Consider the following 26350-nt stretch of genomic DNA (forward strand, 5'->3'; position numbering starts at 1 on the left):
CGAGCATCGCAGCGCTTGAACTGAAACGGCCGGACCCGCTTGTCATTTACATCGCCATGGGTGACTCAAGATGGAAGAAGGCAAACTCAAATACCTGTCCGGTACCTCCTATCTCAATGGGGAGAATACGCACTACATCGAAGCACTCTACGAGCGCTACCTCGTCGATCCCGATTCGGTTCCCGGCGAGTGGCGCGGCTACTTCGATACCCTCCCGCGTTATGATGGCAGCCCCAGTCGTGACGTTCCGCTCGCGCCGGTGCGCGGGCAGTTCGAGCAGCTCGGGCGCCTCGGCCCGCGTCCCATCGGCGCCCAGGGAGAAGACGACGCCAAGCGTCAGGTACGCGTACTCCAGCTGATCAACGCCTACCGCTTCCGCGGCCACCAGCGCGCCGACATCGACCCGCTCGGCCTGCGCAAGCCGGAGCCGGTGCCCGATCTTGATCTCTCCTTCCACCAGCTGTCCAAAGCGGACATGGACACCGAGTTCCAGACCGGCTCGCTGTTCATCGGCAAGGACAAGGCCAAGCTCGCGGAGATCGTCGAGGCGCTCGAGCTGACCTACTGCCGCTCGATCGGTTGTGAGTTCATGCATATCGTCAACACCGAGGAGAAACGCTGGCTGCAGCAGCGCTTCGAGTCGGTGCGCGGCAAGCCGGACTACTCCGCCGAGGTGCGCCAGCACATCCTCGAGCGGCTCTCGGCCGCCGAGGGGCTGGAAAGCTATCTGGCGAGCAAGTACCCGGGCACCAAGCGTTTCGGCCTCGAGGGTGGCGAGTCGTTCATTCCCATGCTCGACGAGATGATCCAGCGCGCCGGCGGTTACGGGGTCGAAGAGGTGGCGATCGGCATGGCCCACCGCGGCCGCCTCAACCTGCTGGTCAACGTGCTCGGCAAGAGCCCGGCCGAGCTGATCGATGAATTCGACGGCAAGCAGGTGCTCGCACGTGGCTCGGGCGATGTGAAGTATCACAAGGGCTTCAGTTCCAACGTGATGACCCCGGGGGGCGAGATCCACCTCGCGCTCGCCTTCAACCCTTCGCACCTCGAGATCGCCTCGCCGGTGGTGGAGGGGTCGGTGCGCGCCCGCCAGGATCGCCGGGGTGACGCTAGCGGTGACCAGGTGCTACCGATACTGGTGCACGGCGACGCCGCCTTCGCTGGCCAGGGCGTGGTGATGGAAACCTTCCAGATGTCGCAGACGCGTGCCTACCGGACCGGCGGCACCGTGCACATCGTGATCAACAACCAGGTCGGCTTCACCACCTCGCGCCCCGACGACGCACGCTCCTCCGAGTACTGCACCGATATCGCCAAGATGGTCCAGGCGCCGATTTTCCACGTCAACGGCGATGATCCCGAGGCGGCGCTCTATGTCTCCCAGGTCGCGCTCGACTATCGCCAGCGGTTCCACAAGGACGTGGTCGTGGATTTGGTCTGCTATCGTCGGCACGGGCATAACGAAGCCGACGAGCCGTTCGGCACCCAGCCGCTGATGTATGCCGAGATCAAGCAGCACAAGACCACCCGCGAGCTCTATGCCGAGCACCTGATCGCGACCGGGGTGATCTCCGAAGCCGACGCGCAGCGGCTGACCGACGACTATCGAGGTCACCTGGACAGCGGCAGCCACGTGGTCAACGCACTGGTCCAGCAGCCCAACCCATCGCTGTTCGTCGACTGGAAACCCTATCTGGGCCATGAATGGTCGGGCGACTACGATACTTCGTTCGACGCCAAGCGGCTGGCCGAGCTCGCCACCAAGATGTGCACGGTGCCGGAGCAGATCGTGATGCAGCGCCAGGTGGCCAAGGTCTATGAAGACCGGCGTCAGATGATCACTGGGCAGGCGCCGATCAACTGGGGCTTCGCCGAGACGCTGGCCTACGCCACGCTGATCGACCAAGGCCATCCGATCAGGATCACCGGGCAGGATTGCGGGCGCGGTACCTTCTCCCATCGCCATGCGGTGATCCATAGCCAGACCGATGCCAGCACCTGGGTGCCGCTGCAGCACCTCGAGCAGGGGCAGCCGACATTCACCATCCATGACTCCTTTCTCGCCGAGGAGGGCATCATGGCATTCGAATATGGCTACGCCACCACCACGCCCAACGCGCTGGTGGCATGGGAGGCGCAGTTCGGCGACTTCGCCAACGGCGCCCAGGTGGTGATCGACCAGTTCGTCTCTTCCGGCGAGAGCAAATGGGGTCGACTGTGTGGGCTGGTCCTGCTGATGCCGCATGGCTATGAAGGCCAGGGGCCGGAGCACTCCTCGGCGCGACTCGAGCGCTTTTTGCAATTGTGCGCCGAGGAGAACATGCAGGTAGTGGCTCCGACCACGCCGGCGCAGATGTTCCACCTGCTGCGCCGCCAGGTGGTTCGCCCGCTGCGCAAGCCGCTGGTGGTGATGCAGCCGAAGAGCCTGCTGCGTCACAAGGACGCGACCTCGACGATGTCGGAGCTGGCCGAGGGGCGTTTCCAACTGGTCATTCCCGACCAGGGCGAGCGTTCACCCTCCGCGGTCAAGCATGTGATTCTCTGCGCTGGAAAGGTCTATTACGACCTTGCCGCCTATCGGCAGGAGCAAAAGCGCGATGATGTGGCGATCATCCGTGTCGAGCAGCTCTATCCCTTCCCCGAGCAGAGTTTGGCAGCGGCGCTGGCGTCCTTCGAGCAGCTGGAGTCGGTGTGCTGGTGCCAGGAAGAACCGCGCAACCAAGGGGCTTGGTACGCGATAAAGAGCACCCTGCGGCAAGTCCTCGAAGGGCATCGCTCCGGGCTCGGCGCGCGACTCGTCTATGCCGGACGTGACGCAGCGGCGGCACCGGCGGCGGGCTACATGGCGGTTCACGTCGAGCAGCAGAAGGCGCTGGTCGCCGCGGCTTTCGAGGGCTGAAGCCGGGAAGTTCGGTCCACAACGTCCACCGAGCGCACCGTCTCGGTGGGCGCGGTGGTCAGATTCATCGCCTAGAACGGCGGCAAGAAACCGTGCAAGGAAAACCACATGGCAATCCAGATAAAAGCCCCCAGCTTCCCCGAGTCGGTCGCCGAGGGTACCGTCTCCACCTGGCACAAGAAGCCGGGTGAAGCAGTCAAGCGTGACGAGCTGCTGGTCGATATCGAAACCGACAAGGTGGTGCTCGAGGTCGTCGCTCCCGCCGACGGCACGCTCAGCGAGATCAAGGCCGAGGAGGGCGCCCAGGTCGCCTCGGAAGAGGTGCTGGCACTGTTCTCAGAAGGGGGCGTGGCGGCAGCGCCCGCCCAGGCGGCCGGCGACAAGCCGGCCGCGGCCGAGGAAGACGAGGCCCAGCAGGTCGGCAGCAAGTGGCTGTCTCCGGCCGCGCGCAAACTGGCCGCCGAGCACGATCTCGATGTCGAGAAGCTCCACGGCAGCGGCAAGAGTGGCGTGGTGCTGAAGCAGGATGTGCTCGCCGCGGTGGAGTCCGGCTCGGCGAAGAAGGGGGCTGCGCCTGCTGCGGCCAAGCCCGCGGCGGCACCCGCCGCGCCGGTGTTCGAGGGTGCGCGTCCGGAGCAGCGTGTGCCGATGAGCCGGCTGCGCCAGACCATCGCCAAGCGCCTGGTCCAGGCGCAGCAGACCGCGGCGATGCTGACCACCTACAACGAGGTGGACATGAGCGCGGTGATGGCGCTGCGCGCCCAGTACCGCGACGTCTTCCAGAAGGTCCACGACACCAAGCTCGGTTTCATGGGCTTTTTCGTCAAGGCGTGTACCGAGGCGCTCAAGCGCTTCCCCGACGTCAACGCTTCTATCGACGGCACCGATATCGTCTACCACGGCTACCAGGACATCGGCGTCGCGGTCTCGACCCCGCGCGGGCTGGTGGTACCGGTGCTGCGTGACACCGACAGCATGAAGCTCGCCGACGTCGAGAAGCAGATCGTCGATTTCGGCAAGCGCGGGCGCGATGGCAAGCTCGGCATCGAGGACATGACCGGTGGCACCTTCACCATCACCAACGGTGGGATCTTCGGTTCGCTGCTGTCGACGCCGATCCTGAATCCGCCGCAGACGGCGATTCTGGGGATGCACAAGATCCAGGAGCGTCCGATCGCAGTCGAGGGTCAGGTGGTGATCCGGCCGATGATGTACCTGGCGCTCTCCTATGACCACCGGATGATCGACGGCAAGGATGCGGTCCAGTTCCTGGTCGCGGTCAAGGAGCTGCTCGAGGATCCGGCGCGCTTTTTGCTCGAGGCCTGAGCGGCGAATCGAGATTCGCCCTCGCCCGTCTCGGGGCCGGGGGCGATATCCATCGAGAGTTCGGCATCGAGCGCGGCCGTGAGAGCGAGCGGGGGAGGGTTGGCTAGCTCAGGATCCCAGAGCCGACCTCCAGGGTCGAGAAGCCTCGCAGCTTTTCCATATCGAGGATGCTGATCAAACGCGGTGTCCTGCGCATGATGGCCTTGCTCGATTCGAGCAGATGGAACGCGCGACTCACCGATTCGGTGGTCAGGCCAAGGTACTCGGCGATCTGATGGCGAGCCAGAGGCAGGCTGAGCTCCTTGGGTGGCTCGACATCGTTCCCATAGATCGTGCATAGCCATAGGATGAACGTGGCCAATCGCGGTGCTGCGTCCTTCTGCGAAATACAAATGATGTGTCGCTGGGCTTCCCTGAGGTCCTGACATAGCTTGGTCAGTAAAGCGGCACTCAGCTGAGAGTCGCTGAGCGCCAATTCACTGAGTACCTGTATAGGAATCTGGAAAGCGACGACCGGCTGCACGGTCCTTGCGGTGGAAACGTAGAAGCCATTTTCCATCAGCCCGAGCAGGTCGCCAGGGAAGAGGAAAGAGGTGATGCGTCGAGTTCCCTGGGGAAGAAGATGGTAAGTCTCGATCAAGCCTTGCGCGATGTTCCATACATACGAGGCTTCCTCTCCTTCCTCATACACCACAACGCCTTGATCGATCCTGGTAAGTTTCGAATGCTTCTTTATCTCCGCTTTCTGCCGTGGAGAAAGTAGCTCCTTCCGCGCGCATAACAGTGTCTTGAAGACTGGCGCCGCGTAAATGGAAGGCATGAATTCATTCGCGTGGTCGAGACTGCTATTCATTGTTCTAGCGATCCTGCGGGCACGATGCAAGACGATTGGCCCGGCTCCCTGTCGTCAATCCTTTGGCTACGGGGGACAATCGTCGGCGGATACGAACGCCATCGGCGAATCTGTCGGGATGAGAGAAATGATGGATTCTTAGATGGAATGGGAGTTCGGTAGTCTATTCATTGATCACCTGCGTATCAATACCGACTTTGTTCCAGATGCATCGATGACGAGCATCGTATTTTCTGCGAAAGATAAAAAAATTGATCAAAATCAAAGAAGTGTGCGTTCTTCTGGGCTAGCCTTCCGCAAGCGGCCCTGGGAGGAATCGGCGCTCATGCGTAAAAGATGAAATTTTAGTAAAAAAACTACCTTTTTAGGCGGAATTTTTTCGTTGGGAGTTTTCACTCCTCGGTTAATGTTTCCCCTTCACCGAAGATTAGTGATGCTCATCCGTGTGATGTTTTGCCACATCGCCGTATCCTCGATTTGGTGCTTCACTACTAAGTAGATATCAGGAATGTCCAATGGCAGCAGAGTACTGAATCTACGAGGAGATGAAGCATGATCACCGCGCTACGAGGGTCTTCGTTCTCACATTGTGGATTTAAGTATCCTTATTTTCTGATCTTTGGTGCGCTTTCGTCGATCTTGACAGCCGCCAAGTCGAATTTGAAACTTTCCTACAATCTCGAAGCCATGGCGACAGCCCTGGGCGCCTTATTATCGACTGATGGACGACCGGTGCCGATCCCAATCAGATCTGATTCTGGCTATCATCGATCTCCCCGGCGTCATTCCTTGCGCTGAGGAGGACGGTGAGAATATGTGGATGCCATCGGGAAATGGTCGAACAGCCGACGGCGAAAGAGAGCAACCATTTTTGAACGGCTATAAGGAGAATTTTCGATGAAAGCACTTAGGTGGTATGCGGCCAAGGATATTCGTATCGAGGATTTGGATGAGCCGAAGGCAGAGGAAGGCCGTGTAAAAATAAAGGTGAAATGGTGTGGCATATGCGGTACCGACCTGCATGAGTATCTCGCCGGGCCGATCTTCATTCCCGTCGATGAGCCTCATCCCATTACCGGTGAAAAGGCGCCGATCACGCTGGGTCATGAGTTCTGTGGTGAGATCGTCGAAGTGGGCGAGGGCGTCACCGGTTATGCGGTGGGCGATCGGGTCACGGTCGAACCGGTCCTTTTCGACCCCAACTCCAAGGCAAGCCGCCGAGGGCTGTACAACCTCTGCGACAAGCTGGGCTTCTACGGTTTGGCCGGGATGGGGGGAGGCTTTTCCGAATATGCTTCGGTGCCCGCTTCCATCGTTCATCGTCTTCCCGATTCGGTCAGCTACGAACAGGGTGCGCTCACCGAGCCGGCCGCGGTAGCGGTGCATGCGGTACGCGAGAGTCGCTTCGAAGTCGGAGACAAAGCGGCGGTATTCGGTGCTGGTCCCATCGGTCTTTTGGTGGTCGAAGCGCTCAAGGCTGCCGGCGCCCATGAGATCTACGTCGTCGAGCTTTCGGCGCAGCGTCGCGCAAGGGCCGCAGCGCTCGGCGCGCGAGTGATCGATCCCGCCTCCGTCGATGCGGTGGCCGAGATCGTCGCACTCACCGACGGAGGCGTCGATGTGGCCTACGAGGTGACTGGCGTTCCAGCGGTCCTGCAGCAGAGCATCGACTGCGTGCGCATTCAGGGCGAAACGATGATCGTCAGCGTGTGGGAGAAGCCCGCGCCGATCCATCCCAACCAGATCCTGTTCAAGGAGCGCCATCTCACTGGAATCCTTGGCTATCGCAATGTGTTCCCGGCCACCCTCGCTTTGATGGAGCAGGGGTACTTCAAACCAGAGGATTTCGTGACCCGTAAGATCGCCCTGACGAACGTGATCGAACAGGGGTTCACCGCGCTGATTGAAGAGAAGGATCAAGTGAAGATTCTGGTTTCGCCCGAGATGAGCTAGCGCTGAAGGGGCCTGCTTCTTGGATATCCGCTTCGAGTGGATGTTCGAGAGGCCGGCCTTGATCGGGTGGTCGAGATCGCCAAGCGATGCGGCGGATCGGCTGCCCGGCCACATCCCAACGGTCGGGCCGTTCGAAGCCTCGGTTCACGGCCAAGCCGGGGAAGGAAAAAACGCTTCCCAAGTAACAGGGATGTGTGTACTATGCGCCTCGCAATCACCTGGTGCCGGCTTGCAAGTACGCGACTTGAGTCGCTAAAGCCTTAGTAACCCAGATGTCGATTGATACCGTTCAAAGCGCCCGTAGCTCAGCTGGATAGAGTACTTGACTACGAATCAAGGGGTCAGAGGTTCGAATCCTCTCGGGCGCGCCATTTCAGTCGGTACATTTCACCAGACCTTTCAGTATGGAACGCTGAACTCCGCCGATCCCGCGCTTGAGACGGCATGAGAGTTCGCGATAGTTCCGACGTCGATCCCATGATGCAAATCTCGCCATTCCCGATTTCGTAGCGGTATGCCGGGCGCAATATCTACGAGCGTTTTAGTCCCTTTATCATCAGGGTCACGACATCGTTCAGCTCGGCAGTCTGCTGGTCGGGCGGGCCACCGTTCGCCACCAGGTCAGGGTGATGATAACGGAAGGTGGCGTTGAGGATTGCACGGGCGGCCGATGTCGGATCGTGAGCGCCGGGCAGCGTCCCTTCCTCCAGGCCGTCCTGAAGAATACGCTCGACTTGGGATATCAGTCGTTTGGAGTGCTCGCGTTCGAGCTGAGGCGCCTCCTTGCCGATCCTTGCCGATGCGGCAAGGATCGCTGCGTCTTCGGTGACTTTGCGCTGCTTGATCTTGGCCAGTCCCTTCAGCCAATCTTCCAGGCGGATATCGGCCGGCGCATCTTTGTCCGCAATCGAACCGGTTTCTTCGGCGACCCGGTCGAGCCACGTCTTGACTACCGCTGCTCGTAAGGCCGCCTTGCTGGAAAAATGTCGGTAGACATTTCCGTGGCTCATGTTCAGGGCCGACGCGACGTCGATCACGGTGAGCTTGTCAGGCCCATGTTGGCGTAGTAATGCCTCGGCTGCGTCGAGAATGCGGGCCCGCATCTCACCCGCGTTCATTCGTTTTATCTCCATGTTCACATCATGATATGGCCGCGTTGCCGTGTCGAGGAGCGTCAGTCGCCCGCCGACATATGGCTGCTACCCCGAACAGCACCTTCGGGAATCGCGCTGTCGATCATCGCCAAGGTCTTCGCGGAAAGCTCGAGCGGTGCCTTCATCGCTTCCATCAGTCGCTCGGCCGTGCGCGCGCCAACGAGCGGAATGATCTCCTGCCCTTGGCTTGCGACCCATGCGATCGCCGCCTGGGCCGCGGTCATGCCTTCGCTTCGGGCAACGCGAGCCAGCGCATCGGCAAGCGTCGTGTTGTGCCTGAGGTTGTCGCCCCTGAAGCGCGGCATGACCGCAGCGCGCCAGTCTCCTTCGCCGTTGCCCGTGCTTCCCGCCAGCAGGCCTCTGCCGAGAACCCCGTAGGCTGTGATCCCGATGCCCAGCTCGCGGCAAACCGGCAGGATCTCGGCCTCGATGTCGCGGGTCATGAGGCTGTACTCGCATTGAAGCGCAGTGATCGGATGGGCGGCATGCGCGCGGCGAATCGTGTCGGCATCGACATTGGTGATTCCGATATGACGCGCATAGCCTTGCTGAACCATTTCTCCCATCGCGCCCACCGTCTCTTCGATCGGCACGGCGGGGTCGAGCCCTGTCATGTACAGATCAAGATAGTCGGTCCGCAGGCGCCGGAGCGAGTAAGACAGCGCGGTCTTCATCGCTGCCGGACGTGCGTCGACGCCGAGAAAGCGGCCATCAGGTGAGCGCAGGGCACCAAACTTGATCTGGATGGGTCCTCGTACTCGATGGAAGGGCATCTACGTACCGTAATGGAACCCATCCAATATCCTAAAGCGGGAGTTCTATGCTTTGCTTGACCGTCTCCATCGGAATGTCGGTCTTCACCGTTTGAATGCCGTTGGCGCGTGTCAAATGCGTGCTCTGAAACTCCCGATAGGCATCGATATTCGCTGCGATGACGCGTAAAAGAGCGTCGCATTCACCTGCCATGATGTAACACTCCACAACCTGTGGCAGGCGGCGCATCGCTTCGGCGAAGTTCCTTACGGTTTCTGCGTCCTGCGCCACCAGCGAGATCCGCGCAAACATCGTTACTCCGAGGCCTAGCTTCGTAGCGTTGAGGAGAGCGGCGTAGCGTTCGATGATGCCAGCGTCTTCCAAGCGCCTGACCCGCCTCAGGCAAGGGGACGGGGACAAGCCGACAGCCTCCGCCAGCTGTAGGTTCTGAAGTTTGCCGTTGTGTTGAAGAGTGCGAAGGATGTTCCGGTCGATCGAGTCGAGTGTCATTGGCACGGGATTCCATTGATTCCCTGATATTAGGGCATGGGATGCCAAGGCTATCGCCTCCGTCGCGAGCTTGGCAACCGCGTTGCCGCCGGTGCGCGCTACAATATTCTCATACTGAAAACCCTGGGGAACCCGCGCATGACATTGATTTCGACCTTTCCGGGGGCCGGCGAACAGCGCGGCGCCGACCTGTTCGTGGAGGTGTTGCGAAGCGAAGGGGTGCGGCATGTCTTCGGCAATCCGGGGACTACCGAACTGCCGTTGTTGGATGCGCTGACCGGTATCTGCGACATCGATTACGTGCTTGGCCTCCACGAGGCGTCCGTCGTCGCCATGGCGGACGGCTATGCGCAAGCCTCCGGACGCCCGGGCGTCGTCAACCTGCATACCGCCGGCGGTCTGGGCAACGCGATGGGCGCGATCCTCAATGCCAGGATGGCGAACACACCGCTCGTCATTACCGCCGGCCAGCAGGATACCCGGCACGGTGTCACCGACCCTTTGCTTCACGGCGACCTCGTCGGCATCGCCCGCCCGAACGTGAAGTGGGCGGAGGAGATCCATCACCCCGAGCACATCCCGATGCTGCTGCGTCGGGCTCTGCAAGACTGCCGCACAGGCCCGGCCGGCCCTGTGTTCCTGTCGCTGCCGATCGACACGATGGAGCGGCGCACCGCGATGGAAGCCGGCGAAGCGTCGCGAATCGAGCGCGGGGCCGTCGCGGGCGCGCTCGATGAGCTTTCCGAGGCGCTGGCGACGGTGGAACCCGGACGGCTTGCGATCGTCGCCGGCGAGGAAGTTTTCGCCGCGGATGCCGGCGCGGAAGTGGTCATGCTCGCCGAAGCGCTGGGCGCTCCGGTCTTCGGCGCATCCTGGCCGGGACACATTGCGTTTCCGACCGCCCATCCTCTTTGGCGAGGCACCTTGCCGCCGAGGGCAGCCGATATCCGCGAGGCGCTCATGGCTTTCGAGGCGGTCCTGCTCTTGGGCGGGCATTCGCTGATCAGCTATCAATATTCCGAAGGACCGGCCATTCCCGCGCATTGCCGCCTGCTGCAGCTGACCGGCGACGGGCACCAGGTCGGCCGCGTGCACGGCACGGCGCTCGGCCTCGTCGGTGACTTGCGCCTGTCTCTCCGGGCGCTGTTGCCGACGCTCGGGCAAAAGCTCCAGCCGTGGGCCGAGGAGGTCGCCAAGCTGTATCGGGTGGGAGTGCGCGATCGGGAGCTGCGCCGCTCGGAGGCGCAGGCCCGCAGGCATCGCGAATTCGACGCGCCGACGACGACGCCCTTCGTCGCTGCGTTCGAGACGCTCCGGGCGATCGGACCCGACGTGCCGATCATCGATGAGGCGCCCGTCACGATCCCGCATGTCCGTGCCTGCCTCGACTCTAACTCCGCGCGACAGTATCTCTTCACCCGCAGCGCGATTCTCGGCTGGGGGATGCCCGCGGCGGTCGGCACGTCGCTCGGCCTCGACCGTCATCCGGTGGTCTGCCTGGTCGGAGATGGATCGGCGATGTATTCGCCGCAAGCGCTCTGGACCGCGGCGCACGAGCGGCTGCCGGTCACCTTCGTCGTCATGAACAACTGCGAGTACAACATCCTGAAGAACTACGCACGCTCCCAGGCCCATTACCGCAGTGCCGGAACCAACCGGTTCATTGGCATGGACATCATTGATCCCGCGGTCGATTTCGTCGCGCTCGCCACCTCTCTCGGCGTGCCGGCGCTGCGGGTCGAGCGCTGCGGCGATATTGCGGCCGCCGTGGAGGCGGGAATCTGCTCCGGCCGGCCTAACCTCATCGAGCTGCCTATCGCCGATTGATCAGCCGCCTCGCGCGAGGCGGCGCTCAGGCCGTCGGCAGGGGCTCTCGAGGCGCGGCTGCATCGATATCGGCGCGCAGCGCATCGATGAGCGTCTGGCGCTCGGTGATCCGGCGCAGCTGCGCGAAGCGCAGGGCCGACTCTTCATCATGCTGGCGCATGATCGCCATCCACTGCTTGAGTAGCGACACTACGACCTTGCCGGCAAGTTGGGTTTCCAGGCGCTCGGCGAAACGTACCAGCGTGCTTGCGCGCATCGCCCAGGTGGTGGCGGGCAGGCGCGTGCCGCTGCAGTGCCAGTGCCGGATGCGCGCGGCGAGCCAGGGGTCGGCGAGCGCGCCACGGCCGATCATCGCGTCCTCGCAGCCTGAGAGGCTTCGCGCCTTCCAGTAATCCTCGAGCGTCCAGATGTCTCCGTTGACCACTACCGGTACGCGTGCCGCCTGGCGAATCCGGGCGACCCATTCCCAGTGCGCCGGCGGGCGATAGGCCTCGCGCTTGGTTCGCGCATGCACCGTCAGTCGATGGGCGCCGGCCTCTTCGGCCGCTCTGGCGCACTCCAGCGCCAGGCGTTTATCGTCGAAACCCAGGCGCAGTTTGGCGCTGACCGGTACGCCGTCCCCCTCGAGTGCCCGCACCACGCCGGAGACCGCGGCGAAGACCTGGCGTGGATCGCGCAGCAGCGAAGCGCCGCCGCCGTGGCGGTTGACCAGCTTGGCCGGACAGCCGAAGTTCAAATCTATCGCCCGAGCACCGCATTGCACGGCCTGGCGCGCGTTCTCACCCAGCGCGTAAGGATCGGAGCCGAGCAGCTGCAGGTGGACCGGCACGCCGCTCGATGTGCGAGCCCCCTCGGCGAGTTCCGGACAGATTCGCGTGAAGACGCGCGGTGGCAGGCGCTGGTCGACGACACGGACGAACTCGGTGACGATCCAGTCGAATCCCCCGTGCGCGCTGAGAATCATTCGGGTGGTCGCATCGATCACGCCTTCCATCGGCGCGAGTCCGATGCGCGGGGTGGATTGTCGAACGGCGGGGATCGTCGGCATTGGCAGGCGCTGGCAGTGAGGGTGGCGGGCATTATAGAAGGGGTGGAGGCGACTATGCATGTGTCGCCGATATGGCTGCTAAACTGAAGTCGAAAGGTCCACGATGGGGCCGGGCAAGGATAGATGCGTATGGAATTCAAGGATTACTACGCGACTCTCGGGGTGCCCGAGGACGCCGATGCCAAGGCGATCAAATCTGCCTATCGTAAGCTCGCACGCAAGTACCATCCCGATGTCAGCCGTGAAGACGATGCCGAGGCCAAGTTCAAGGAGGTGGGCGAGGCCTATGAAGTGCTGGGCGACGCCGAGAAGCGCGCCGAGTACGACCAACTGCGGCGTTACGGCAACCGGGCCGGCGAGCAGTTCGAGCCGCCGCCTGGCTGGCATGGGGCCGGTGATGGGGGATTCCAGGCTGGCGAGACCCATTTCGAGGGTGATTTTTCCGACTTCTTCGAGTCGCTGTTCGGTGGCCGCGGCCAGCGCCGGGGCGGTTCGCACGGTTTCTCCGCTGGGGGACACGGCTTCGAGCGGCGCGCTCATCGTGGGCAGGATGTCGAGCTGGAACTGCCGCTGTTTCTCGAGGAGGTGGTCGGCGGCCAGCCCAAGCAGGTGCGCTTCACCATCGCCCAGCACGATGCCCAGGGCCGCCGCGAGGAGACCGAGAAGAGTCTCAATGTTCGGATTCCCAAAGGGGTGGTCGACGGTGAGCGGATCCGGCTGAAGGGGCAAGGCGGGGCTGGCGTCGACGGTGCCGAGAATGGTGATCTCTATTTGAAGGTGCGCTTCGCGCCCCATCCGCGTTTCGACGTCGACGGGCACGACCTGATCCTCACCGTGCCGCTCGCACCCTGGGAGGCGGCGCTCGGTGCTCGGGTGGAGGTGCCGACGTTGACCGGACGCCTGCAGTTGACCATTCCCCCCAACAGCCAGACCGGCGCCCGCCTGCGCATCAAGGGCAAGGGGCTGCCGGGGAGAAGTACCGACGGCGACCTTTATGCGCTGCTCAAGGTGGTGATGCCGCCTCGACCCGCCGAGGGTGACGAGGCGCTGTGGCGTGGACTCGCCGAGCGTCATGCCGGCTTCCATCCCCGTTCGCAATGGAGCTGAATCGTATGTCCGCGATTACCGTGAACACCTTCGACTTCGATGAGCTCTGCAATCACGCCGGCGTGACCGCTGACATCGTGGTCACCATCGTCGAGCACGGCATCCTCGCTCCGAGCGGGCGCGAGCCGCGCCAATGGCGGTTCGATGTCAGCGCGGTGCTGGTGGTGAAGCGCGTCGTGCGTTTGCGCCGCGACCTCGACCTGGACTGGCAGGGCGCAGCCCTGGCGCTGGAGCTGCTCGACGAGAACCAGCGGCTGCGAGCGGAAAACGCCTACCTGCGCCGTCGCCTCGAGCGATTCATCGACGGCTGACCTGGCCTGCGGCCGGGCGAGGCGTTCGCTCGGCTCGTCGCCTGTGTGGGTGGGTGTTGGTGTAGATGTAGATGTGAAAGTAGAGCGCCCTAGGCTGGAATGCGCTGCGGCGGTACGCGGAGCAGCAGGCTGAGAGCGTCGAGATCGGTGGGCTCACTGCTTGGCCAGTCGAGCTGCAGTAGCGCGCCATCGGCGCGGTACTCGACAGCCGCCACCAGCGCGCCCCGGGCCTCGCACCATTGGCGGGCGGCATGCTCGTCGCTGAAGTCGACCAGCAGGCGCAGCGGCTCGCGGATGACGAAGGTAGCGGTCGGCAGCGCCTCCAGCCCGAGCTGTACGGCGCGCGAGTACGCGCGGGCCAGGCCGCCGGTGCCAAGCTTGATGCCGCCGAAGTAGCGAATCACCACGCAGCCCACCTGGCCCAGGCCGCTGCCCTCGAGCACTTGGTACATCGGCCGTCCCGCGGTGCCGCCGGGCTCGCCGTCGTCGGAAAAGCCGATCGCCACCTGTTCACCCGGTGGGCCCGCGACGAAGGCGAGGCAGTGATGGCGCGCATCCGGATGGGCGCGCCTTGCCTGCTGCAACAGCCGCTGCGCCTCGTCGGGGGCGGCGCAGCGGCTGATCCAGGCGATGAATCGGCTTTTGTGTACTTCGAACTCGGCGCGGTGGGGCGCCTCGAGAGTGGCGCCCGGTACTTCGAATCGGTCGGGCTTGGACATCAGGCCGCCTGTGCGGGACGGCGGGCGACGCCCATCACCAGGCCGAGTACCTGGATGTCGCCGTTCTTCAGGTAGATGGGCGGCATCGACTGGTTGGCTGGTTGAAGCCGCACGCCGTTTTTCTCGATGTAGAGCTTTTTCAGCGTGACCTCCTGGTTATTGATCAGCACTACCGCGGTTTCGCCGTTCTCGGCCGACTCGAAGCGCTCGATGATGATGATGTCCCCATCGAAGATGTTGCAGTCGATCATCGAGTCGCCGCGCACGCGCAGCGCATAGGTATTGCGGCGTACCATGGACGAGGGCACCACCACCGACTCGTCCTCGCGGCACGCCTCCATCGGCAGGCCGGCGGAGACGACGCCGAGCAGGGGGATTTCGACCATCATCTCGGCGGGCACGGCTTCCCAGGCGTCGGCGTTCAGCGGCAGGTTGGGCAGGCGATGCAGATAGAGGGACTCGGCAGAGGGGCTCATCTCGTTCTCCTTGTGGCGACGCCGCGGAACCGGCGCGCCTTGCGTCGCATCAGAGAAGAGCGTCGACGGTGTCGCCCCGGGCCGGTCGTCGCGTCGCTGGAAAGCCGCCAGCGGGACGGTGGTGCCGATTGGTAACACTATCGCGCCTTCGCGAGGGGAGGAAGCCCCGCAGGACGACTTCCCCGTGGAAAGCAAAATACTGTATGTTCGAACAGGTTGTCGAGCATCGAGTGAGCAGGTGGAGCGAAATCGTCGATCGGCGTATGATTGAAACTTATTCAAAACTTAGGCGGCGTCCTGGGCGCCGGCCAGCGGAGCGCGCTATTTGACGGTCCACCTTTCCGCCCGAGGGCTCGGCTGCGAGCGTGACGATCGCTGGCTCTTCGCCGACCTGACGTTTTCGCTCGCGGCGGGCGAACTGTGCCGGGTCGAGGGCCCCAACGGCAGCGGCAAGACCACGCTGCTCAGGATCCTCAGCGGCCAGCTCGGCGACTATAGCGGCGAGCTGCATTGGTGCGGCGAGCGACTCGATCGCCATGCGAAGGCGCTACGCGGGGAGCTGCTGTACCTGGGCCACCGCGCGGGAATCAAGGATGGGCTTAGTGCGCTCGAGAACCTGGCCTGGTACCAGGCGCTCGGCGAGTACCGTTGCGACGATGCCGAGGCCGCCCGCTGGCGCGCGCTCGAGCGGGTCGGCCTGACCGGCTTCGAGGAACTGCCGGTCGAGCGGCTTTCCGCCGGGCAGCAGCGCCGCGTTGCGCTGGCGCGGCTGCACCTGGAGCGCCGCGCGCTGTGGATTCTCGATGAGCCGTTCACAGCGATCGACGCCGCAGGCGTGGCGCAGCTCGAAGGCTGGATGGCGGAGCATCGCGATGCCGGAGGCTCGGTGCTGGTCACCTCCCATCACCCGCTCGAGCTCGACGGTGCCATGGCCCGGATATGCCTGGACGGGCGCGGGGGGCATGATGTCATCGCCGCTTGAATCGAGGCGGGTGAGCCTGCGCCGCGCTTTCGCCGCCGTGCTGAAGCGCGAGCTGTCGCTGCGTTTTCGCCGCAGGCAGGACCTGGCCAGCCCGATGCTGTTCTTCGCCCTGACGGTGACGCTGTTTCCGCTCGGGCTTGGTCCCGATCCCGCCATGCTCGGCGCGCTCGCGCCGGGTCTTTTGTGGGTGGCGGCGCTGCTGGCGGTGCTTTTGTCCCTCGACGGGCTGTTCCGCGCCGACTACGACGACGGCACCTTGGAGCAGCTGCTGCTCTCCGCCCAGCCGGTCGCGCTGCTGGTGCTGGCCAAGGTGATCGCCCACTGGGTGGTGACCGGGCTCGTGCTCTCGCTGTTCGCGCCGCTGTTCGGTGCGATGCTGGCATTGCCCGCGCAGCACTGGTGGGCGTTGGCGGCGACCCTGGCGCTGGGGAGTGCGACGCTGAGCCTGATCGGTGCGATCGGCGCGGCGCTCACCGTCGGGCTGAAGCGCGGCGGTGTGCTGCTGTCGCTGCTGGTGCTGCCGCTCTACACGCCAGTGCTGATCTTCGGCGCGGGCGCCGCGCAGCTGGCGCTCGAAGGCGTGGCGATCGGCCCGCAGCTGGCACTGCTGGGCGCGATGCTCGCCGCTGCCCTGGGGTTGGCGCCCTGGGCCACCGCCGCCGCGCTGCGCTTGAGCGTGGCTGGCTGAAAGCGCGTCGCGGAGTGTGAGAAGGAAGGCCGGATGACGTCGGCCCGAATGAACCGTGAAAGAATCCAAACAACCACACCGTGACCTGACTGCATGTGGAGATTCATACATAAATGGGGCTCGCCCAAGTGGTTCTACACCACGACTGGGCCTTGGCTGCCCTGGCTCTGGGCGGCGGCCGCGATCCTGATCCTCGCCGGCAGCGTCTGGGGGCTGGCGATCGTCCCGCCCGATCGTTTTCAGCATGATGCCGCGCGAATCCTCTACGTCCACGTGCCCTCGGCGATCCTCGCCCAGGCCTGTTTCGCCGCGATGGCGCTGGCCTCGGCGATCTTCCTGGTGTGGAAGATCAAGATCGCCGACATGGCGGCCGCGGCGATCGCGCCGTTCGGTGCATCGATGACCTTCGCCGCGCTGTTTTCCGGCGCTGTCTGGGGCATTCCCACCTGGGGCACCTGGTGGGTGTGGGATGCACGGCTCACCTCGATGCTGATCCTGCTGTTCATCTACTTCGGCATCATCGCGCTGCGCTCGGCATTCGCCAGCCGTGACAGCGGGTCACGAGCGGCGGCGATCCTGACCCTGGTCGGGGTGATCAACCTGCCGGTGATCAAGTACTCGGTGGTGTGGTGGAGTACGCTTCACCAGCCGGCGACCTTCTCGCTGACCAAGGCGCCGGCGATGCCTCCCTCGATGTGGCTGCCGCTGCTGGTGATGGTGCTTGGATTTTTCCTCTTCTTCACTGCGCTCGTGATCGCGCGCGTGCGCACCGAGCTGCTTCGGCGCGAATCCCGCTCCCGCTGGGTGCGGGCGCTGGTCGAAGGCGATGCTGGGGGTAAGCGGGGATGACGATCTACTTCACCGACTTCGGGGCCTTCCTGGCGATGAACGGCTACGCCGCCTACGTTTGGCCGGCCTGGGCCCTGGTGCTCGGGCTGCTGGCGACGCAGGCCTTCGCGGTGCGCGCCGAGCGCGCGCGGGCGCTCGGTGAGCTGCGCCGCAGGATGCGCCGCGAGCGCTCACAGCCGATGCGTGGCGATGAGCCGCCGGCCCACGCCGCGCTCAGCGAGGAGAGGGTGGAGCGATGAATCCGAAACGCCGCCAGCGGCTCGCGGTGGTGATCGGTCTGGTGGCCCTGGCCGCCATCGCGATCGGGCTGACTCTCTACGCCCTGCGCGCCAACATCGATTTGTTCTTCACCCCGCAGCAGATCGCCGCAGGCGAGGCGCCCACGGGACGCTCGCTGCGCGCCGGCGGCGTGGTGCGCTTCGACAGTGTGAGGCGCGACCCCGAACGGGTCGCGGTGAGCTTCGTGGTCACCGATTTCGTCGACGACGTAGAAGTTCACTACCAGGGCATCCTGCCGGATCTGTTTCGCGAGGGGCAGGGCGTGGTGGTGGTCGGCACCCTCGATCGACAAGGGGTGATCGAGGCAAGTCAGGTGCTGGCCAAGCACGATGAGAACTACACCCCGCCCGAGGTGGTCAAGGCGCTGGAGGCCGGCGGCAGGATGCCGGTCGAGTACCGCCTGCAGCTCGACGCGGGCCTCACGCCCCAGGCGATACAGAGTGCTGCGCAGCTCAGCGGCCTCGACGCCCGCCTCGACGATTGAATCTCTCGCCGGCGTCGCCGGCGGCCATGAATCAGCAACGGATCCGTCCATGTCAATCGAGTGGCTTCCCGAACTCGGCTTTTTCGCTCTGCTGCTGGCACTGGCCGCGAGCGTGCTGCAAGCAGTGGTGCCATTGCTCGGTGCCTGGCGGCGCAATCCGCTGTGGATGAGCTTTGCCCAGCCGATGGCCGCGGCGCAGTTCTGCTTCGTCGGGCTCGCCTATCTCGCGCTGACCCTGAGCTTCTACAACGACCTGTTCAGCGTCGCCTACGTGGCGCAGAACTCCAACTCGCTGCTGCCGTGGTACTACAAGCTCAGCGCGGTATGGGGCGGGCATGAAGGCTCGGTGCTGCTGTGGTCGCTGATGCTCTCGGCCTGGGGGCTTGCGGTAGCGGTATTCTCTGGGCGGTTGCCGCGTGATCTGCTCGCCCGGGTGCTGGCGGTGATGGGGATGATCGCAACGGGCTTTCTCGCCTTCGTGATCAAGACCTCCAACCCTTTCGCTCGGTTGCTGCCGCTGCCGCCGGGTGACGGCGCTGATCTCAATCCGCTGCTCCAGGACCCGGGGCTGATCGTCCATCCACCGATGCTCTACATGGGCTATGTCGGTTTCTCGGTGGCCTTTTCATTCGCCATCGCCGCACTGCTCGGCGGTAGGCTCGATGCTGCCTGGACCCGCTGGGTCCGGCCCTGGAGCAATATCGCTTGGGCGTTTCTTAGCGTGGGGATCGCGCTCGGCAGCTGGTGGGCCTACTACGAGCTGGGCTGGGGCGGCTGGTGGTTCTGGGACCCGGTCGAGAACGCCTCGCTGATGCCCTGGCTCGCCGGCACCGCGCTGATCCACTCCCTCGCCGTCACCGAGAAGCGCGGTACGTTCAAGAGCTGGACCGTACTGCTGGCGATCCTCACCTTTTCGCTGTCGCTGCTCGGTACCTTCCTGGTTCGCTCCGGGGTGCTCACCTCAGTGCATGCCTTCGCCAACGACCCCTCGAGAGGCACCTTCATCCTGGTGCTGCTCGGGATCACCGTCGGCGCCTCGCTGCTGCTCTTCGCTTTTCGGGCGCCGCGCGTCACCACTCGCGGGGCATTCTCGTGGATCTCGCGCGACGCGATGCTCTTGGCCAACAACCTGCTGCTGCTGGTGATGATGCTCACCGTGCTGCTCGGTACGCTCTATCCATTGGTGCTCGACGCGCTGGACCTCGGACAGATATCGGTGGGGCCGCCGTACTTCAACCTGGTGTTCGTGCCGCTCTCCGCTGCGCTCTCGATCTTCATGGGGCTTGGCCCGATCAGCCAGTGGAAGTCGATGAAAGGTGCCGAGCTTCGCCGGCGCGCGTGGCCGGGCGCGCTGGTTGCGCTGGTGATCGGTATCATTACGCCGCTGCTCTATCGTGGTGAGTGGAGCCTGGGCGTCTCGCTGGGCCTGGCGATGGCGCTGTGGATCGTGCTGCCGCTCGGGCGCGACCTTTTGATCCAGCTGCGGCGCGACGGCCCGCGCGGGCTCAAACGGCTGTCGCGCAGCCATTACGGCATGGTGCTCGGTCACCTGGGGCTTGCGGTATCGATCACCGGCGTGACCCTGGTTTCCCACTACGGCGTCGAGCGTAATGCGCGCATGGCGCCCGGCACCAGCGTGGAGGTGAGCGGCTATCGCTTCACCATGACCTCGCTCGATGAGCGCAGGGGAAGCAACTTCATCGCCGACCGTGCGACCATCCGCGTCGAGCGCGATGGGCGACTGGTGCGGCTGATGCATCCCGAGAAACGGGTGTTCCTCGCCAGCCGCCAGGCGATGACCGAGACCGCGCTGGCAGCGGGGCTGCTACGCGATCTCTACGTCGCGCTGGGCGAGCCGCTCGACGGCGGGGCCTGGGCGGTGCGTATCCAGGTCAAGCCGTTCGTGCGCTGGCTATGGGCGGGTGCGCTATTGATGGCGATTGGCGGGCTGCTCGCCGCCAGTGACAAGCGCTACCGGCTGCGCCGTAAAAACCGTATCGACGCCACCGGCACTGCGCCGTTCGAGGAGGTCGGCCGATGAGATCGCGCCTGCTGCTGTTCGTTCCACTGATCCTGTTCGTCGCCCTCGCGGTGTTTCTCTGGCACGGCATCGGACGTGATCCCGCCGCGCGCACTTCGGCGCTGCTGTCGACGCCGTTTCCCGCCTTCGCGCTCGAGGACCTCGACGATCCTTCCGTGGTTCACGACCAGTCGCTGCTCGATGGGCAGGTGAGCCTGGTCAACGTCTGGGGTGAGTGGTGCCCGACCTGCAAGCAGGAGATGCCGCAGCTGCTCGACTTGGCCGAGCGTGGAGTTAGGATCATTGGGGTCGACTACAAGGATACCCGCGACAACGCTCATGCCTTCCTCGACCAGTTCGGCGACCCCTTCACCGCCAACGTTTTCGACCCTGACGGCTCGCTGGGCTTCGATCTCGGCGTCTATGGCGCGCCCGAGTCGTTCATCGTCGATGCCAATGGCGTGATCCGCTACCATCACACTGGCTACATCACCCCGGAGGACGTCGACCGGGTGATCATGCCGACGATCGAGAGTCTTGGCCCATGAGCAGCTTCTCATTCGCCCGTTCGCTGCGCCGCGCGCTGCTCATCGCCTGCGCGCTCGGCGCGCTGGTCTTCGTCTCGCTCGCGTCGGCGAACGAGCCGCATCGCTTCGACGATCCCTCGCTCGCTGGCCGCTATCAGGCGCTTACCGAGGAGCTGCGCTGCCCGAAGTGCGAGAACCAGAACCTCGCCAGTTCCAACGCACCGATCGCCGCCGACATGCGCGACCGGATCAGCGAATGGCTGAACCAGGGGCGCAGCGACGAGCAGATCCGCCAGGCGCTGGTCGATCGCTTCGGCGAGTACGTGCTCTACAAGCCGCGGATCGAAAGCCGCACCTGGCTGCTTTGGGGGCTGCCGGGGCTGGCCGTGCTGCTGGGGCTGGTGATTCTCGGGCTGCTGATCATCCGGGCGCGCCGTGAGCGGGTCAGCGAGCTCGACGAGCGCGAGCGCGCCCGGCTCGCTGAACTGCTCGAGAAGCATGCCCCCGAGGCGCTGGATGAAGACGACCGCCAGGAGCCGCGGCCATGACGCCGCTATGGATCGGCATCGTCGCTTTGCTGGTGCTGTTCGCCCTGTTCATCTGCGCGCCGCTTCGTCTCGCTCCCCGGTTGGCGGCGAGCCAGGGGCGATTCGAGCGCGAGGATGGTCTCGGCGCGGCCAACGTGCGGGTGTTCAGGAGCCGCTTGGCGGCGCTCGACACGCTTCGCGGTGAAGGCGGCATCGATCAGGCGGATTACGTCAGTGCGCGTCTCGAGCTCGAGCGCAAACTGCTCGAGGAGAGCGGCGTCACCCAGCCGGCGGCGCTCGCCTCGGTCGAGAGCGGTCGCTGGCTGGTACTGGTCGGTTTGCTCGCGGCGGCTGGGGCGAGCCTCGCGGCCTATCATTTCGCTGGCAGCGCGGGAGACCTCGCCCTTTACGGGGTGCGTCAAGAGGTGGCCGCCAGCAATGATCCTTCCAGCGCGCACTACATCGCACGCTTCGAGCAGGAGGCCGAGCGCCAGCCGGGTAATCCCAGCGCCTGGGGGCTGCTCTATCCGCTGTATCGCGATGCCGGTCGCTTCGACGACGCGGTCCGGGTGCTCGAGCGGGTGATCGCACTCGAAGGCGAGACCCCGGCACTGCTCGCCGAGCTCGCCCAGGCCAAGTACTTTTCCGTGGGCAGGCGGATGACGCCGGAAGTCCAGCGGCTTGCCGAGCGGGTCGAACGGCTCGACCCGCGCCAGCCGACCCTGCATGGGATGCTGGGCTTCGATGCCTTCACCCGTGGAGAGTTCCAGCAGGCGATCGATCACTGGCGTCTGGCGCTCGCCGGCCAGCAGGACCCGGCCAGTACCCGCGCCCTGCGCGAGGGCATCGAGATCGCTCGTCAGCGACTCACCGCCTCGCCCGCGGGCGGCACCGGTGATAGTCTGCCTTCCACGCGGCAGTAGCCAATCGCCGCTTCCCGCATGCGATGTGGCGCATTCGCGCCCTGGGATGGAGCTGACAGGCGCGAACATGCGACTCAAATCGATCAAGCTGGTGGGTTTCAAATCCTTCGTCGACCCGGTCACGGTGCCGTTCGAGAGCAACATGACCGCGATCGTCGGGCCCAATGGCTGTGGCAAGTCCAACGTCATCGACGCGGTGCGCTGGGTGATGGGGGAGTCGTCGGCGAAGATGCTGCGCGGCGAGTCGATGGCGGACGTTATCTTCAACGGCTCCACCGGACGCAAGCCGGTCGGCCAGGCGTCGATCGAGCTCACCTTCGACAATGACCCGGACGATCCCCAGCGCAAGCTCGGCGGCGTCTATGCCCAGTATGCCGAGCTCTCGGTCAAGCGCCTGGTCACCCGCGACGGCCAGTCGCTCTACTACTTCAATGGCGAGAAGTGCCGTCGCCGCGACATCAGCGATTTGTTCCTCGGTACCGGGCTCGGCCCGCGCTCCTACGCGATCATCGGCCAGGGCATGATCTCGCGGCTGGTCGAGGCGCGCCCCGACGAGCTGCGCGCCACACTCGAGGAGGCGGCGGGTATCTCCAAGTACAAGGAGCGGCGCCGCGAGACCGAGAACCGCATGCGGCGCACCGAGGAGAACCTCGAACGACTCAACGACCTGCGCGAGGAGCTCGACAAGCAGCTCGAACGGCTCAAGCGCCAGGCCGAGGCGGCCAAGCGCTATCAATCGCTCAAGCAGCAGGAGCATCGGCTCAAGGGAGAGCTGGCGCTGATCCGCTCCCGCGCGCTTCGCGCCCGCCAGCAGGATACCGAGGCCCAGGTCCGCGACATCGAGATCGAGCGCGAGCGCAACGTCTATGGCGTGCGCGAGTGCGAGCGCCTGCTCGAGGAAGCGCGGCTCGAGTACGACGGGCTGACCGGCAAGCTCGACCAGCACCAGAGCCGTTTCTCCGAGACCAGTGCGGCGATCGCCCGCCTCGAGCAGTGGTTGGAGAACGCCCAGGCCCGCGAGCGCCAGCTGGCCCGCGACCTCGATGACATTGCGCGCGAGCAGGCCGAGCTCGCCCGGCTCGAGGAGCAGGACCAGGGCCGCTTCGTCGACGTCCAGGCGCGGCTCGAGGCGCTCGGGCCGGAGCAGGAGCAGGCCGAGGAGCGTATGGCGCTGCTCGAAGCCCGCGTGCACGAGGCTGAATCCCGGCAGCAGGCTTGTCAGCGCGAGTGGGATGACTTTCTCGCCGAGGATGCCGAACGCGCTCGCGCCGCCGAGCGGGCCCAGAGCGAGGTACGGGGATTCGAGCGTGAGCTCGAGGAGCTAGCGCGCCAGCTCGAGCGCCGCCAGGCCCAGCGCCGTGAGCTGCCCGAGCTCTCCGGGCTCGAAGAGGAGCGTGAAATGCTCGAGGAGCGGATCGCAGCGCTCGATCTCGAGCTCGAATCGCTCGATGCCCAGCGCGAAGCGCTGCTCGAATCGCGCGAGCGCGCCGGCGAGTCGCTGCGCGATCACACCGCCACACGCGAGAGCATCATCGAACGGCAGCACCGGCTGCGCGGCGAGCACGCCTCGCTCACCGCGCTGATCGACGCCGCGCTGGCAAGCGGTGACCAGGCGCTCACCGACTACCTCGCCCGCCAAGGGCTCGATCAGGCCGCGCAGCTTGCCGAGACCTTGGTGGTCGAGCGTGGCTGGGAGAGCGCGGTGGCCTGGGTGCTCGCACCCTGGCTCGAAGCGAGGATGATCGAGCGCCTCCCGGCCGGGCTGGAAGCGCTGGCGAGCGGTGAGCTCGGCTTGATCGACGCCGCCGAGCATGCGGCGCCTGCCGGCAGCCTCGCGGCCAAGGTCTCTGGTGCGGGCGCGCTCGGCGAATGGCTGGCGCGGATCGAGACCGCGACCGACGAAGCCCAGGCGCTGGCGCGCTGCGAGACGCTCGCCCCTGGCGCCAGCCTGCTCACCCCGGATGGGCTCTGGTTGGGGCGCGGCTGGCGCCGCCAGCTCGGCCAGGAGGCCCGCGAGGAGGGCGTGATCAACCAGCGGCGCAGGCGCGAAGAGGTCGAGCTCGAGCTTGCAGAACTCGACCAGCGGTTGGAAGCGATCGACGGCGAGCTCGATCTCTGCCGCGAGACGATCGGGCGCGCCGACGCGGAGCTCGAGAACCTGCGTGAGCAAGAGCGCACCCAGGGGGCCGAGCGTCAGCGGCTCAGCCTCGCGCATGCCAACCTGGTGGCTCGGCTCGAGCATCTGGGCGGTCGGGTGGAGGAGCTCGATGAGGAGCTGGCCGGGCTCTTCGAGCGTCGCGAGGAGCGCGCGCTGCTGATGGAGGAGAGCCGCGAAGGCTTAAGCCTGGCGATTGAAGCCCTGGAGCATAGCGCGCAGCGGCGCGAAGCGCTCGAACGTGGGCGACGGGAGGCGCTCGAGGCGCTTGGCACGGTGCGCAGCGAGCTCGGCCCCGCGCGTGAGCATGCCGCCCAGCTTGAAATCGAGCGCCAGCGCCTGACCACCGAGCTCGAGGGCATGCAGCGCTCGCGCGGCCGAGGTGACGGCCAGCGCGAACGTATCGAGGAGCGTCGCGCGATGCTCCTCGAGCAGCGCGAGGCGCTGCGTGAGCCCGAGGAGGAGCAGCGCGCGCTGCTCGATGAACTCCTCGACCGCCGCGGTGTCGAAGAACTCGCGCTTTCCGAGCTGCGCGAGCGCTCGCGCGACCTCGGCGAGCGGATGCGCGATCTCGAGCTTCGCCGCCAAGGGCATGAGCGTGACCTCGACCAGCTGCGTGGCCGGCTCGAGGAGATGCGCATGCAGGTCCAGGAGCTTTCGCTCAAGGCCGCGACCCACGAAGCGCAGCTCGCCGAGCTCGAGCACGATGCCGAGGCGCTGGCCGCCGGGCTCGCCGAGGATGCCAGCGAGTCGCGTTGGCAGCAGGCGCTGGACGACACCGGGGAGCGGATCAAGCGGCTCGGCGCGATCAACCTGGCGGCGATCGAGGAGTTCGATCAGCAGTCGGAGCGGCGCGACTATCTCGAGGGCCAGCACCAGGAGCTGTCGGAGGCGCTCGACACGCTCGCGCGTGCGATCCGCAAGATCGACCAGGAAACCCGTGCCCGTTTCAAGGCCACTTTCGAGCAGGTCAATACAGGCCTCGGAGAGCTCTTTCCCAAGGTCTTCGGCGGCGGGGCGGCTTGGCTTACCTTGACCGGTGACGATCTGCTCGAGACCGGCGTTGCGATCATGGCGCGCCCTCCGGGCAAGAAGAACAGCACCATCCACCTGCTTTCCGGGGGCGAGAAGACGATGACGGCGTTGTCACTGGTGTTCGCGATATTCCGCCTCAATCCCGCGCCCTTTTGCATGCTGGACGAAGTCGATGCACCGCTCGACGATGCCAACGTCGGGCGCTATGCACGGCTGGTCAAGGACATGTCCTCCACCGTCCAGTTCATCTATATCACCCATAACAAGATCGCGATGGAAGCGGCCAACCGGCTGATGGGGGTGACCATGCAGGAGCCCGGGGTGTCCCGCCTGGTATCGGTCGACGTCGAGGCGGCTGCTGCCTTGGCCGAGGCTTGAACCTGGATCTCGCGCATCGGGATGGTGAAGCAGGAGCGAATGGTGAAGAAGGACTGAAAAAGGTCGGTTGGCAGCGTTTTTTTGCGTGCAATTTGGTCATCTTGCGTGGTGTGAACTTGGCTTCGTCCAGCGAGATGACGATAATCAAGCGAAGATCATCCTCGGACGTTCAATCGATGAAATTCCTCAGCTCCCATCTCCTCGACTCGCTGCTCGGAACGCGACACGAGGAAGCGATGGGACGGAAGTCGAATACCGTTGACGCTGTGATTCGCACCGCAGTGCAACCTATGCAACGTTCGACCTACTCTTTTATGAATTTTTTTCTAAGCTATAAAAAACCGTTACTGTCAGTACGAAGCGGCGTGTGGAAAGCTTGGCGGGCGGCGAACCATGCCGCCGTCGGCATGGGCAACCACCGGTCATTGCAGCATCAGTAGGACAGGGCCTGGTCCGAAGGCGCATCGAACCGAGCGTTTTCCGGCGGAACCTGAAAGTCGCGATCCTCTTTACGTTCGGGTACGCATTTTTTCATCGATCGTGCCGCGTTCATCACGCGCGATCCAT

At 64.7% G+C, this 26350-nt stretch carries 26 protein-coding genes and 1 tRNA gene; 20 read left to right on the forward strand and 7 right to left on the reverse strand.

What is annotated here, in order from left to right; translation table 11 throughout:
• Positions 1 to 70: 70 nt before the first annotated feature.
• Together A5892_RS06740 and odhB are read left to right on the forward strand one after the other, a co-directional pair.
• Positions 71 to 2899 carry a 2-oxoglutarate dehydrogenase E1 component gene (locus tag A5892_RS06740; RefSeq protein ID WP_064122152.1) on the forward strand — a complete coding sequence of 943 codons (2829 nt, stop codon included), beginning with the start codon at positions 71 to 73 and terminating at the stop codon, positions 2897 to 2899.
• Positions 2900 to 3007: 108 nt separating this feature from the next.
• Positions 3008 to 4225 (forward strand): 2-oxoglutarate dehydrogenase complex dihydrolipoyllysine-residue succinyltransferase, encoded by a 1218-nt coding sequence (gene odhB, locus A5892_RS06745; RefSeq protein ID WP_223302811.1) that lies wholly within the window; start codon positions 3008 to 3010, stop codon positions 4223 to 4225.
• Positions 4226 to 4328: 103 nt separating this feature from the next.
• Here the strand turns inward: odhB and A5892_RS06750 are convergent, their stop codons facing one another.
• Positions 4329 to 5078, reverse strand: coding sequence for a Crp/Fnr family transcriptional regulator (locus tag A5892_RS06750; RefSeq protein ID WP_064122153.1), 750 nt, complete (start codon positions 5076 to 5078; stop codon positions 4329 to 4331).
• A gap of 142 nt (positions 5079 to 5220) precedes the next feature.
• Between A5892_RS06750 and A5892_RS20185 the strand changes: the two genes are divergently transcribed.
• From A5892_RS20185 to A5892_RS06760, 4 genes are all read left to right on the forward strand, one after another.
• Positions 5221 to 5418 (forward strand): hypothetical protein, encoded by a 198-nt coding sequence (locus A5892_RS20185; RefSeq protein WP_150123502.1) that lies wholly within the window; start codon positions 5221 to 5223, stop codon positions 5416 to 5418.
• 212 nt (positions 5419 to 5630) lie between these two features.
• Complete coding sequence (locus A5892_RS20190; RefSeq protein WP_150123503.1) at positions 5631 to 5876, forward strand: hypothetical protein; 246 nt, start codon at positions 5631 to 5633, stop codon at positions 5874 to 5876.
• Between the two features lie 99 nt (positions 5877 to 5975).
• On the forward strand, positions 5976 to 7031 hold the full coding sequence (locus tag A5892_RS06755) for a 2,3-butanediol dehydrogenase (protein ID WP_064122154.1): 1056 nt from the start codon (positions 5976 to 5978) through the stop codon (positions 7029 to 7031).
• A 294-nt stretch (positions 7032 to 7325) separates the two neighbouring features.
• Positions 7326 to 7402 (forward strand) — tRNA-Arg (locus A5892_RS06760).
• Between the two features lie 159 nt (positions 7403 to 7561).
• On the opposite strand, the gene A5892_RS06765 is transcribed toward A5892_RS06760, so the two are convergent.
• From A5892_RS06765 to A5892_RS06775, 3 genes are read right to left on the reverse strand one after another with little or no spacing between them, the layout of a single operon-like run.
• The gene (locus A5892_RS06765) at positions 7562 to 8149 is read right to left on the reverse strand and encodes a TetR/AcrR family transcriptional regulator (protein ID WP_064122155.1); all 588 of its coding nucleotides are present in this window, start codon (positions 8147 to 8149) and stop codon (positions 7562 to 7564) included.
• A 56-nt stretch (positions 8150 to 8205) separates the two neighbouring features.
• The gene (locus A5892_RS06770; RefSeq protein WP_064122156.1) at positions 8206 to 8958 is read right to left on the reverse strand and encodes an aldo/keto reductase; all 753 of its coding nucleotides are present in this window, start codon (positions 8956 to 8958) and stop codon (positions 8206 to 8208) included.
• A 31-nt stretch (positions 8959 to 8989) separates the two neighbouring features.
• On the reverse strand, positions 8990 to 9448 hold the full coding sequence (locus tag A5892_RS06775) for an Lrp/AsnC family transcriptional regulator (protein WP_064122157.1): 459 nt from the start codon (positions 9446 to 9448) through the stop codon (positions 8990 to 8992).
• A gap of 138 nt (positions 9449 to 9586) precedes the next feature.
• Here A5892_RS06775 and A5892_RS06780 point away from each other — a divergent pair, with 138 nt between their 5' ends.
• Positions 9587 to 11275, forward strand: a complete 1689-nt coding sequence (locus tag A5892_RS06780) for a thiamine pyrophosphate-binding protein (protein ID WP_064124352.1) — start codon at positions 9587 to 9589, stop codon at positions 11273 to 11275.
• Between the two features lie 25 nt (positions 11276 to 11300).
• Here A5892_RS06780 and A5892_RS06785 read toward each other — a convergent pair whose 3' ends face one another.
• The gene (locus A5892_RS06785) at positions 11301 to 12269 is read right to left on the reverse strand and encodes a tRNA dihydrouridine synthase (RefSeq protein WP_064122158.1); all 969 of its coding nucleotides are present in this window, start codon (positions 12267 to 12269) and stop codon (positions 11301 to 11303) included.
• A 183-nt stretch (positions 12270 to 12452) separates the two neighbouring features.
• On the opposite strand from A5892_RS06785, the gene A5892_RS06790 reads away from it, so the two are divergent.
• A complete protein-coding gene (locus A5892_RS06790) occupies positions 12453 to 13430 on the forward strand; it encodes a DnaJ C-terminal domain-containing protein (RefSeq protein ID WP_064122159.1) in 978 nt (325 codons plus the stop codon).
• A 5-nt stretch (positions 13431 to 13435) separates the two neighbouring features.
• Complete coding sequence (locus A5892_RS06795; protein ID WP_064122160.1) at positions 13436 to 13741, forward strand: chaperone modulator CbpM; 306 nt, start codon at positions 13436 to 13438, stop codon at positions 13739 to 13741.
• Positions 13742 to 13830: 89 nt separating this feature from the next.
• Here the strand turns inward: A5892_RS06795 and A5892_RS06800 are convergent, their stop codons facing one another.
• Positions 13831 to 14460, reverse strand: a complete 630-nt coding sequence (locus A5892_RS06800; protein WP_064122161.1) for an IMPACT family protein — start codon at positions 14458 to 14460, stop codon at positions 13831 to 13833.
• Positions 14460 to 14936, reverse strand: a complete 477-nt coding sequence (locus A5892_RS06805) for a LexA family protein (RefSeq protein ID WP_064122162.1) — start codon at positions 14934 to 14936, stop codon at positions 14460 to 14462. The genes A5892_RS06800 and A5892_RS06805 overlap by 1 nt, the downstream gene beginning before the upstream one ends.
• A gap of 325 nt (positions 14937 to 15261) precedes the next feature.
• Between A5892_RS06805 and ccmA the strand changes: the two genes are divergently transcribed.
• From ccmA to A5892_RS20195, 11 genes are all read left to right on the forward strand, one after another.
• Positions 15262 to 15918: a cytochrome c biogenesis heme-transporting ATPase CcmA gene (gene ccmA, locus A5892_RS06810; RefSeq protein WP_064122163.1), complete on the forward strand. Its 657-nt coding sequence runs from the start codon at positions 15262 to 15264 to the stop codon at positions 15916 to 15918.
• Complete coding sequence (ccmB, locus tag A5892_RS06815) at positions 15902 to 16606, forward strand: heme exporter protein CcmB (RefSeq protein ID WP_223302812.1); 705 nt, start codon at positions 15902 to 15904, stop codon at positions 16604 to 16606. The genes ccmA and ccmB overlap by 17 nt, the downstream gene beginning before the upstream one ends.
• 93 nt (positions 16607 to 16699) lie before the next feature.
• Positions 16700 to 17455, forward strand: coding sequence for a heme ABC transporter permease CcmC (gene ccmC, locus A5892_RS06820; protein WP_064122165.1), 756 nt, complete (start codon positions 16700 to 16702; stop codon positions 17453 to 17455).
• Positions 17452 to 17694, forward strand: coding sequence for a heme exporter protein CcmD (gene ccmD, locus A5892_RS06825; RefSeq protein WP_064122166.1), 243 nt, complete (start codon positions 17452 to 17454; stop codon positions 17692 to 17694). Before ccmC ends, ccmD begins: the two co-directional genes overlap by 4 nt.
• Positions 17691 to 18218, forward strand: coding sequence for a cytochrome c maturation protein CcmE (gene ccmE, locus A5892_RS06830; protein WP_064122167.1), 528 nt, complete (start codon positions 17691 to 17693; stop codon positions 18216 to 18218). Before ccmD ends, ccmE begins: the two co-directional genes overlap by 4 nt.
• 49 nt (positions 18219 to 18267) lie before the next feature.
• Positions 18268 to 20259, forward strand: coding sequence for a heme lyase CcmF/NrfE family subunit (locus A5892_RS06835; RefSeq protein ID WP_082890310.1), 1992 nt, complete (start codon positions 18268 to 18270; stop codon positions 20257 to 20259).
• Complete coding sequence (locus tag A5892_RS06840) at positions 20256 to 20786, forward strand: DsbE family thiol:disulfide interchange protein (RefSeq protein WP_064122168.1); 531 nt, start codon at positions 20256 to 20258, stop codon at positions 20784 to 20786. Before A5892_RS06835 ends, A5892_RS06840 begins: the two co-directional genes overlap by 4 nt.
• Positions 20783 to 21313: a cytochrome c-type biogenesis protein gene (locus tag A5892_RS06845; protein WP_064122169.1), complete on the forward strand. Its 531-nt coding sequence runs from the start codon at positions 20783 to 20785 to the stop codon at positions 21311 to 21313. The genes A5892_RS06840 and A5892_RS06845 overlap by 4 nt, the downstream gene beginning before the upstream one ends.
• The gene (gene ccmI, locus A5892_RS06850) at positions 21310 to 22215 is read left to right on the forward strand and encodes a c-type cytochrome biogenesis protein CcmI (protein ID WP_064122170.1); all 906 of its coding nucleotides are present in this window, start codon (positions 21310 to 21312) and stop codon (positions 22213 to 22215) included. Before A5892_RS06845 ends, ccmI begins: the two co-directional genes overlap by 4 nt.
• A 67-nt stretch (positions 22216 to 22282) precedes the next feature.
• On the forward strand, positions 22283 to 25783 hold the full coding sequence (gene smc / locus A5892_RS06855; protein WP_064122171.1) for a chromosome segregation protein SMC: 3501 nt from the start codon (positions 22283 to 22285) through the stop codon (positions 25781 to 25783).
• Positions 25780 to 26223 (forward strand): hypothetical protein, encoded by a 444-nt coding sequence (locus tag A5892_RS20195; protein WP_150123504.1) that lies wholly within the window; start codon positions 25780 to 25782, stop codon positions 26221 to 26223. The genes smc and A5892_RS20195 overlap by 4 nt, the downstream gene beginning before the upstream one ends.
• Positions 26224 to 26350: the final 127 nt, after the last annotated feature.

Source organism: Halotalea alkalilenta, from assembly GCF_001648175.1.
GTDB classification, from domain to species: Bacteria; Pseudomonadota; Gammaproteobacteria; order Pseudomonadales; family Halomonadaceae; genus Halotalea; species Halotalea alkalilenta_A.

Excerpts from the sequence above, each read along its gene's own strand:
- A5892_RS06845 (WP_064122169.1), top strand. The coding sequence starts at position 20,783 with ATGAGCAGCTTCTCATTCGCCCGTTCGCTGCGCCGCGCGCTGCTCATC.
- ccmE (WP_064122167.1), top strand. The coding sequence starts at position 17,691 with ATGAATCCGAAACGCCGCCAGCGGCTCGCGGTGGTGATCGGTCTGGTG.
- A5892_RS06780 (WP_064124352.1), top strand. The coding sequence starts at position 9,587 with ATGACATTGATTTCGACCTTTCCGGGGGCCGGCGAACAGCGCGGCGCC.
- A5892_RS06755 (WP_064122154.1), top strand. The coding sequence starts at position 5,976 with ATGAAAGCACTTAGGTGGTATGCGGCCAAGGATATTCGTATCGAGGAT.
- A5892_RS06775 (WP_064122157.1), bottom strand. The coding sequence starts at position 9,448 with ATGACACTCGACTCGATCGACCGGAACATCCTTCGCACTCTTCAACAC.
- ccmC (WP_064122165.1), top strand. The coding sequence starts at position 16,700 with ATGTGGAGATTCATACATAAATGGGGCTCGCCCAAGTGGTTCTACACC.
- ccmD (WP_064122166.1), top strand. The coding sequence starts at position 17,452 with ATGACGATCTACTTCACCGACTTCGGGGCCTTCCTGGCGATGAACGGC.
- smc (WP_064122171.1), top strand. The coding sequence starts at position 22,283 with ATGCGACTCAAATCGATCAAGCTGGTGGGTTTCAAATCCTTCGTCGAC.
- A5892_RS06785 (WP_064122158.1), bottom strand. The coding sequence starts at position 12,269 with ATGGAAGGCGTGATCGATGCGACCACCCGAATGATTCTCAGCGCGCAC.
- A5892_RS06790 (WP_064122159.1), top strand. The coding sequence starts at position 12,453 with ATGGAATTCAAGGATTACTACGCGACTCTCGGGGTGCCCGAGGACGCC.
- A5892_RS06835 (WP_082890310.1), top strand. The coding sequence starts at position 18,268 with ATGTCAATCGAGTGGCTTCCCGAACTCGGCTTTTTCGCTCTGCTGCTG.
- A5892_RS06740 (WP_064122152.1), top strand. The coding sequence starts at position 71 with ATGGAAGAAGGCAAACTCAAATACCTGTCCGGTACCTCCTATCTCAAT.
- A5892_RS20190 (WP_150123503.1), top strand. The coding sequence starts at position 5,631 with ATGATCACCGCGCTACGAGGGTCTTCGTTCTCACATTGTGGATTTAAG.
- A5892_RS06800 (WP_064122161.1), bottom strand. The coding sequence starts at position 14,460 with ATGTCCAAGCCCGACCGATTCGAAGTACCGGGCGCCACTCTCGAGGCG.
- ccmB (WP_223302812.1), top strand. The coding sequence starts at position 15,902 with ATGTCATCGCCGCTTGAATCGAGGCGGGTGAGCCTGCGCCGCGCTTTC.
- A5892_RS06840 (WP_064122168.1), top strand. The coding sequence starts at position 20,256 with ATGAGATCGCGCCTGCTGCTGTTCGTTCCACTGATCCTGTTCGTCGCC.
- A5892_RS20185 (WP_150123502.1), top strand. The coding sequence starts at position 5,221 with ATGGAATGGGAGTTCGGTAGTCTATTCATTGATCACCTGCGTATCAAT.
- ccmI (WP_064122170.1), top strand. The coding sequence starts at position 21,310 with ATGACGCCGCTATGGATCGGCATCGTCGCTTTGCTGGTGCTGTTCGCC.
- A5892_RS06770 (WP_064122156.1), bottom strand. The coding sequence starts at position 8,958 with ATGCCCTTCCATCGAGTACGAGGACCCATCCAGATCAAGTTTGGTGCC.
- A5892_RS06750 (WP_064122153.1), bottom strand. The coding sequence starts at position 5,078 with ATGAATAGCAGTCTCGACCACGCGAATGAATTCATGCCTTCCATTTAC.
- A5892_RS06795 (WP_064122160.1), top strand. The coding sequence starts at position 13,436 with ATGTCCGCGATTACCGTGAACACCTTCGACTTCGATGAGCTCTGCAAT.
- A5892_RS06765 (WP_064122155.1), bottom strand. The coding sequence starts at position 8,149 with ATGAACGCGGGTGAGATGCGGGCCCGCATTCTCGACGCAGCCGAGGCA.
- odhB (WP_223302811.1), top strand. The coding sequence starts at position 3,008 with ATGGCAATCCAGATAAAAGCCCCCAGCTTCCCCGAGTCGGTCGCCGAG.
- A5892_RS06805 (WP_064122162.1), bottom strand. The coding sequence starts at position 14,936 with ATGAGCCCCTCTGCCGAGTCCCTCTATCTGCATCGCCTGCCCAACCTG.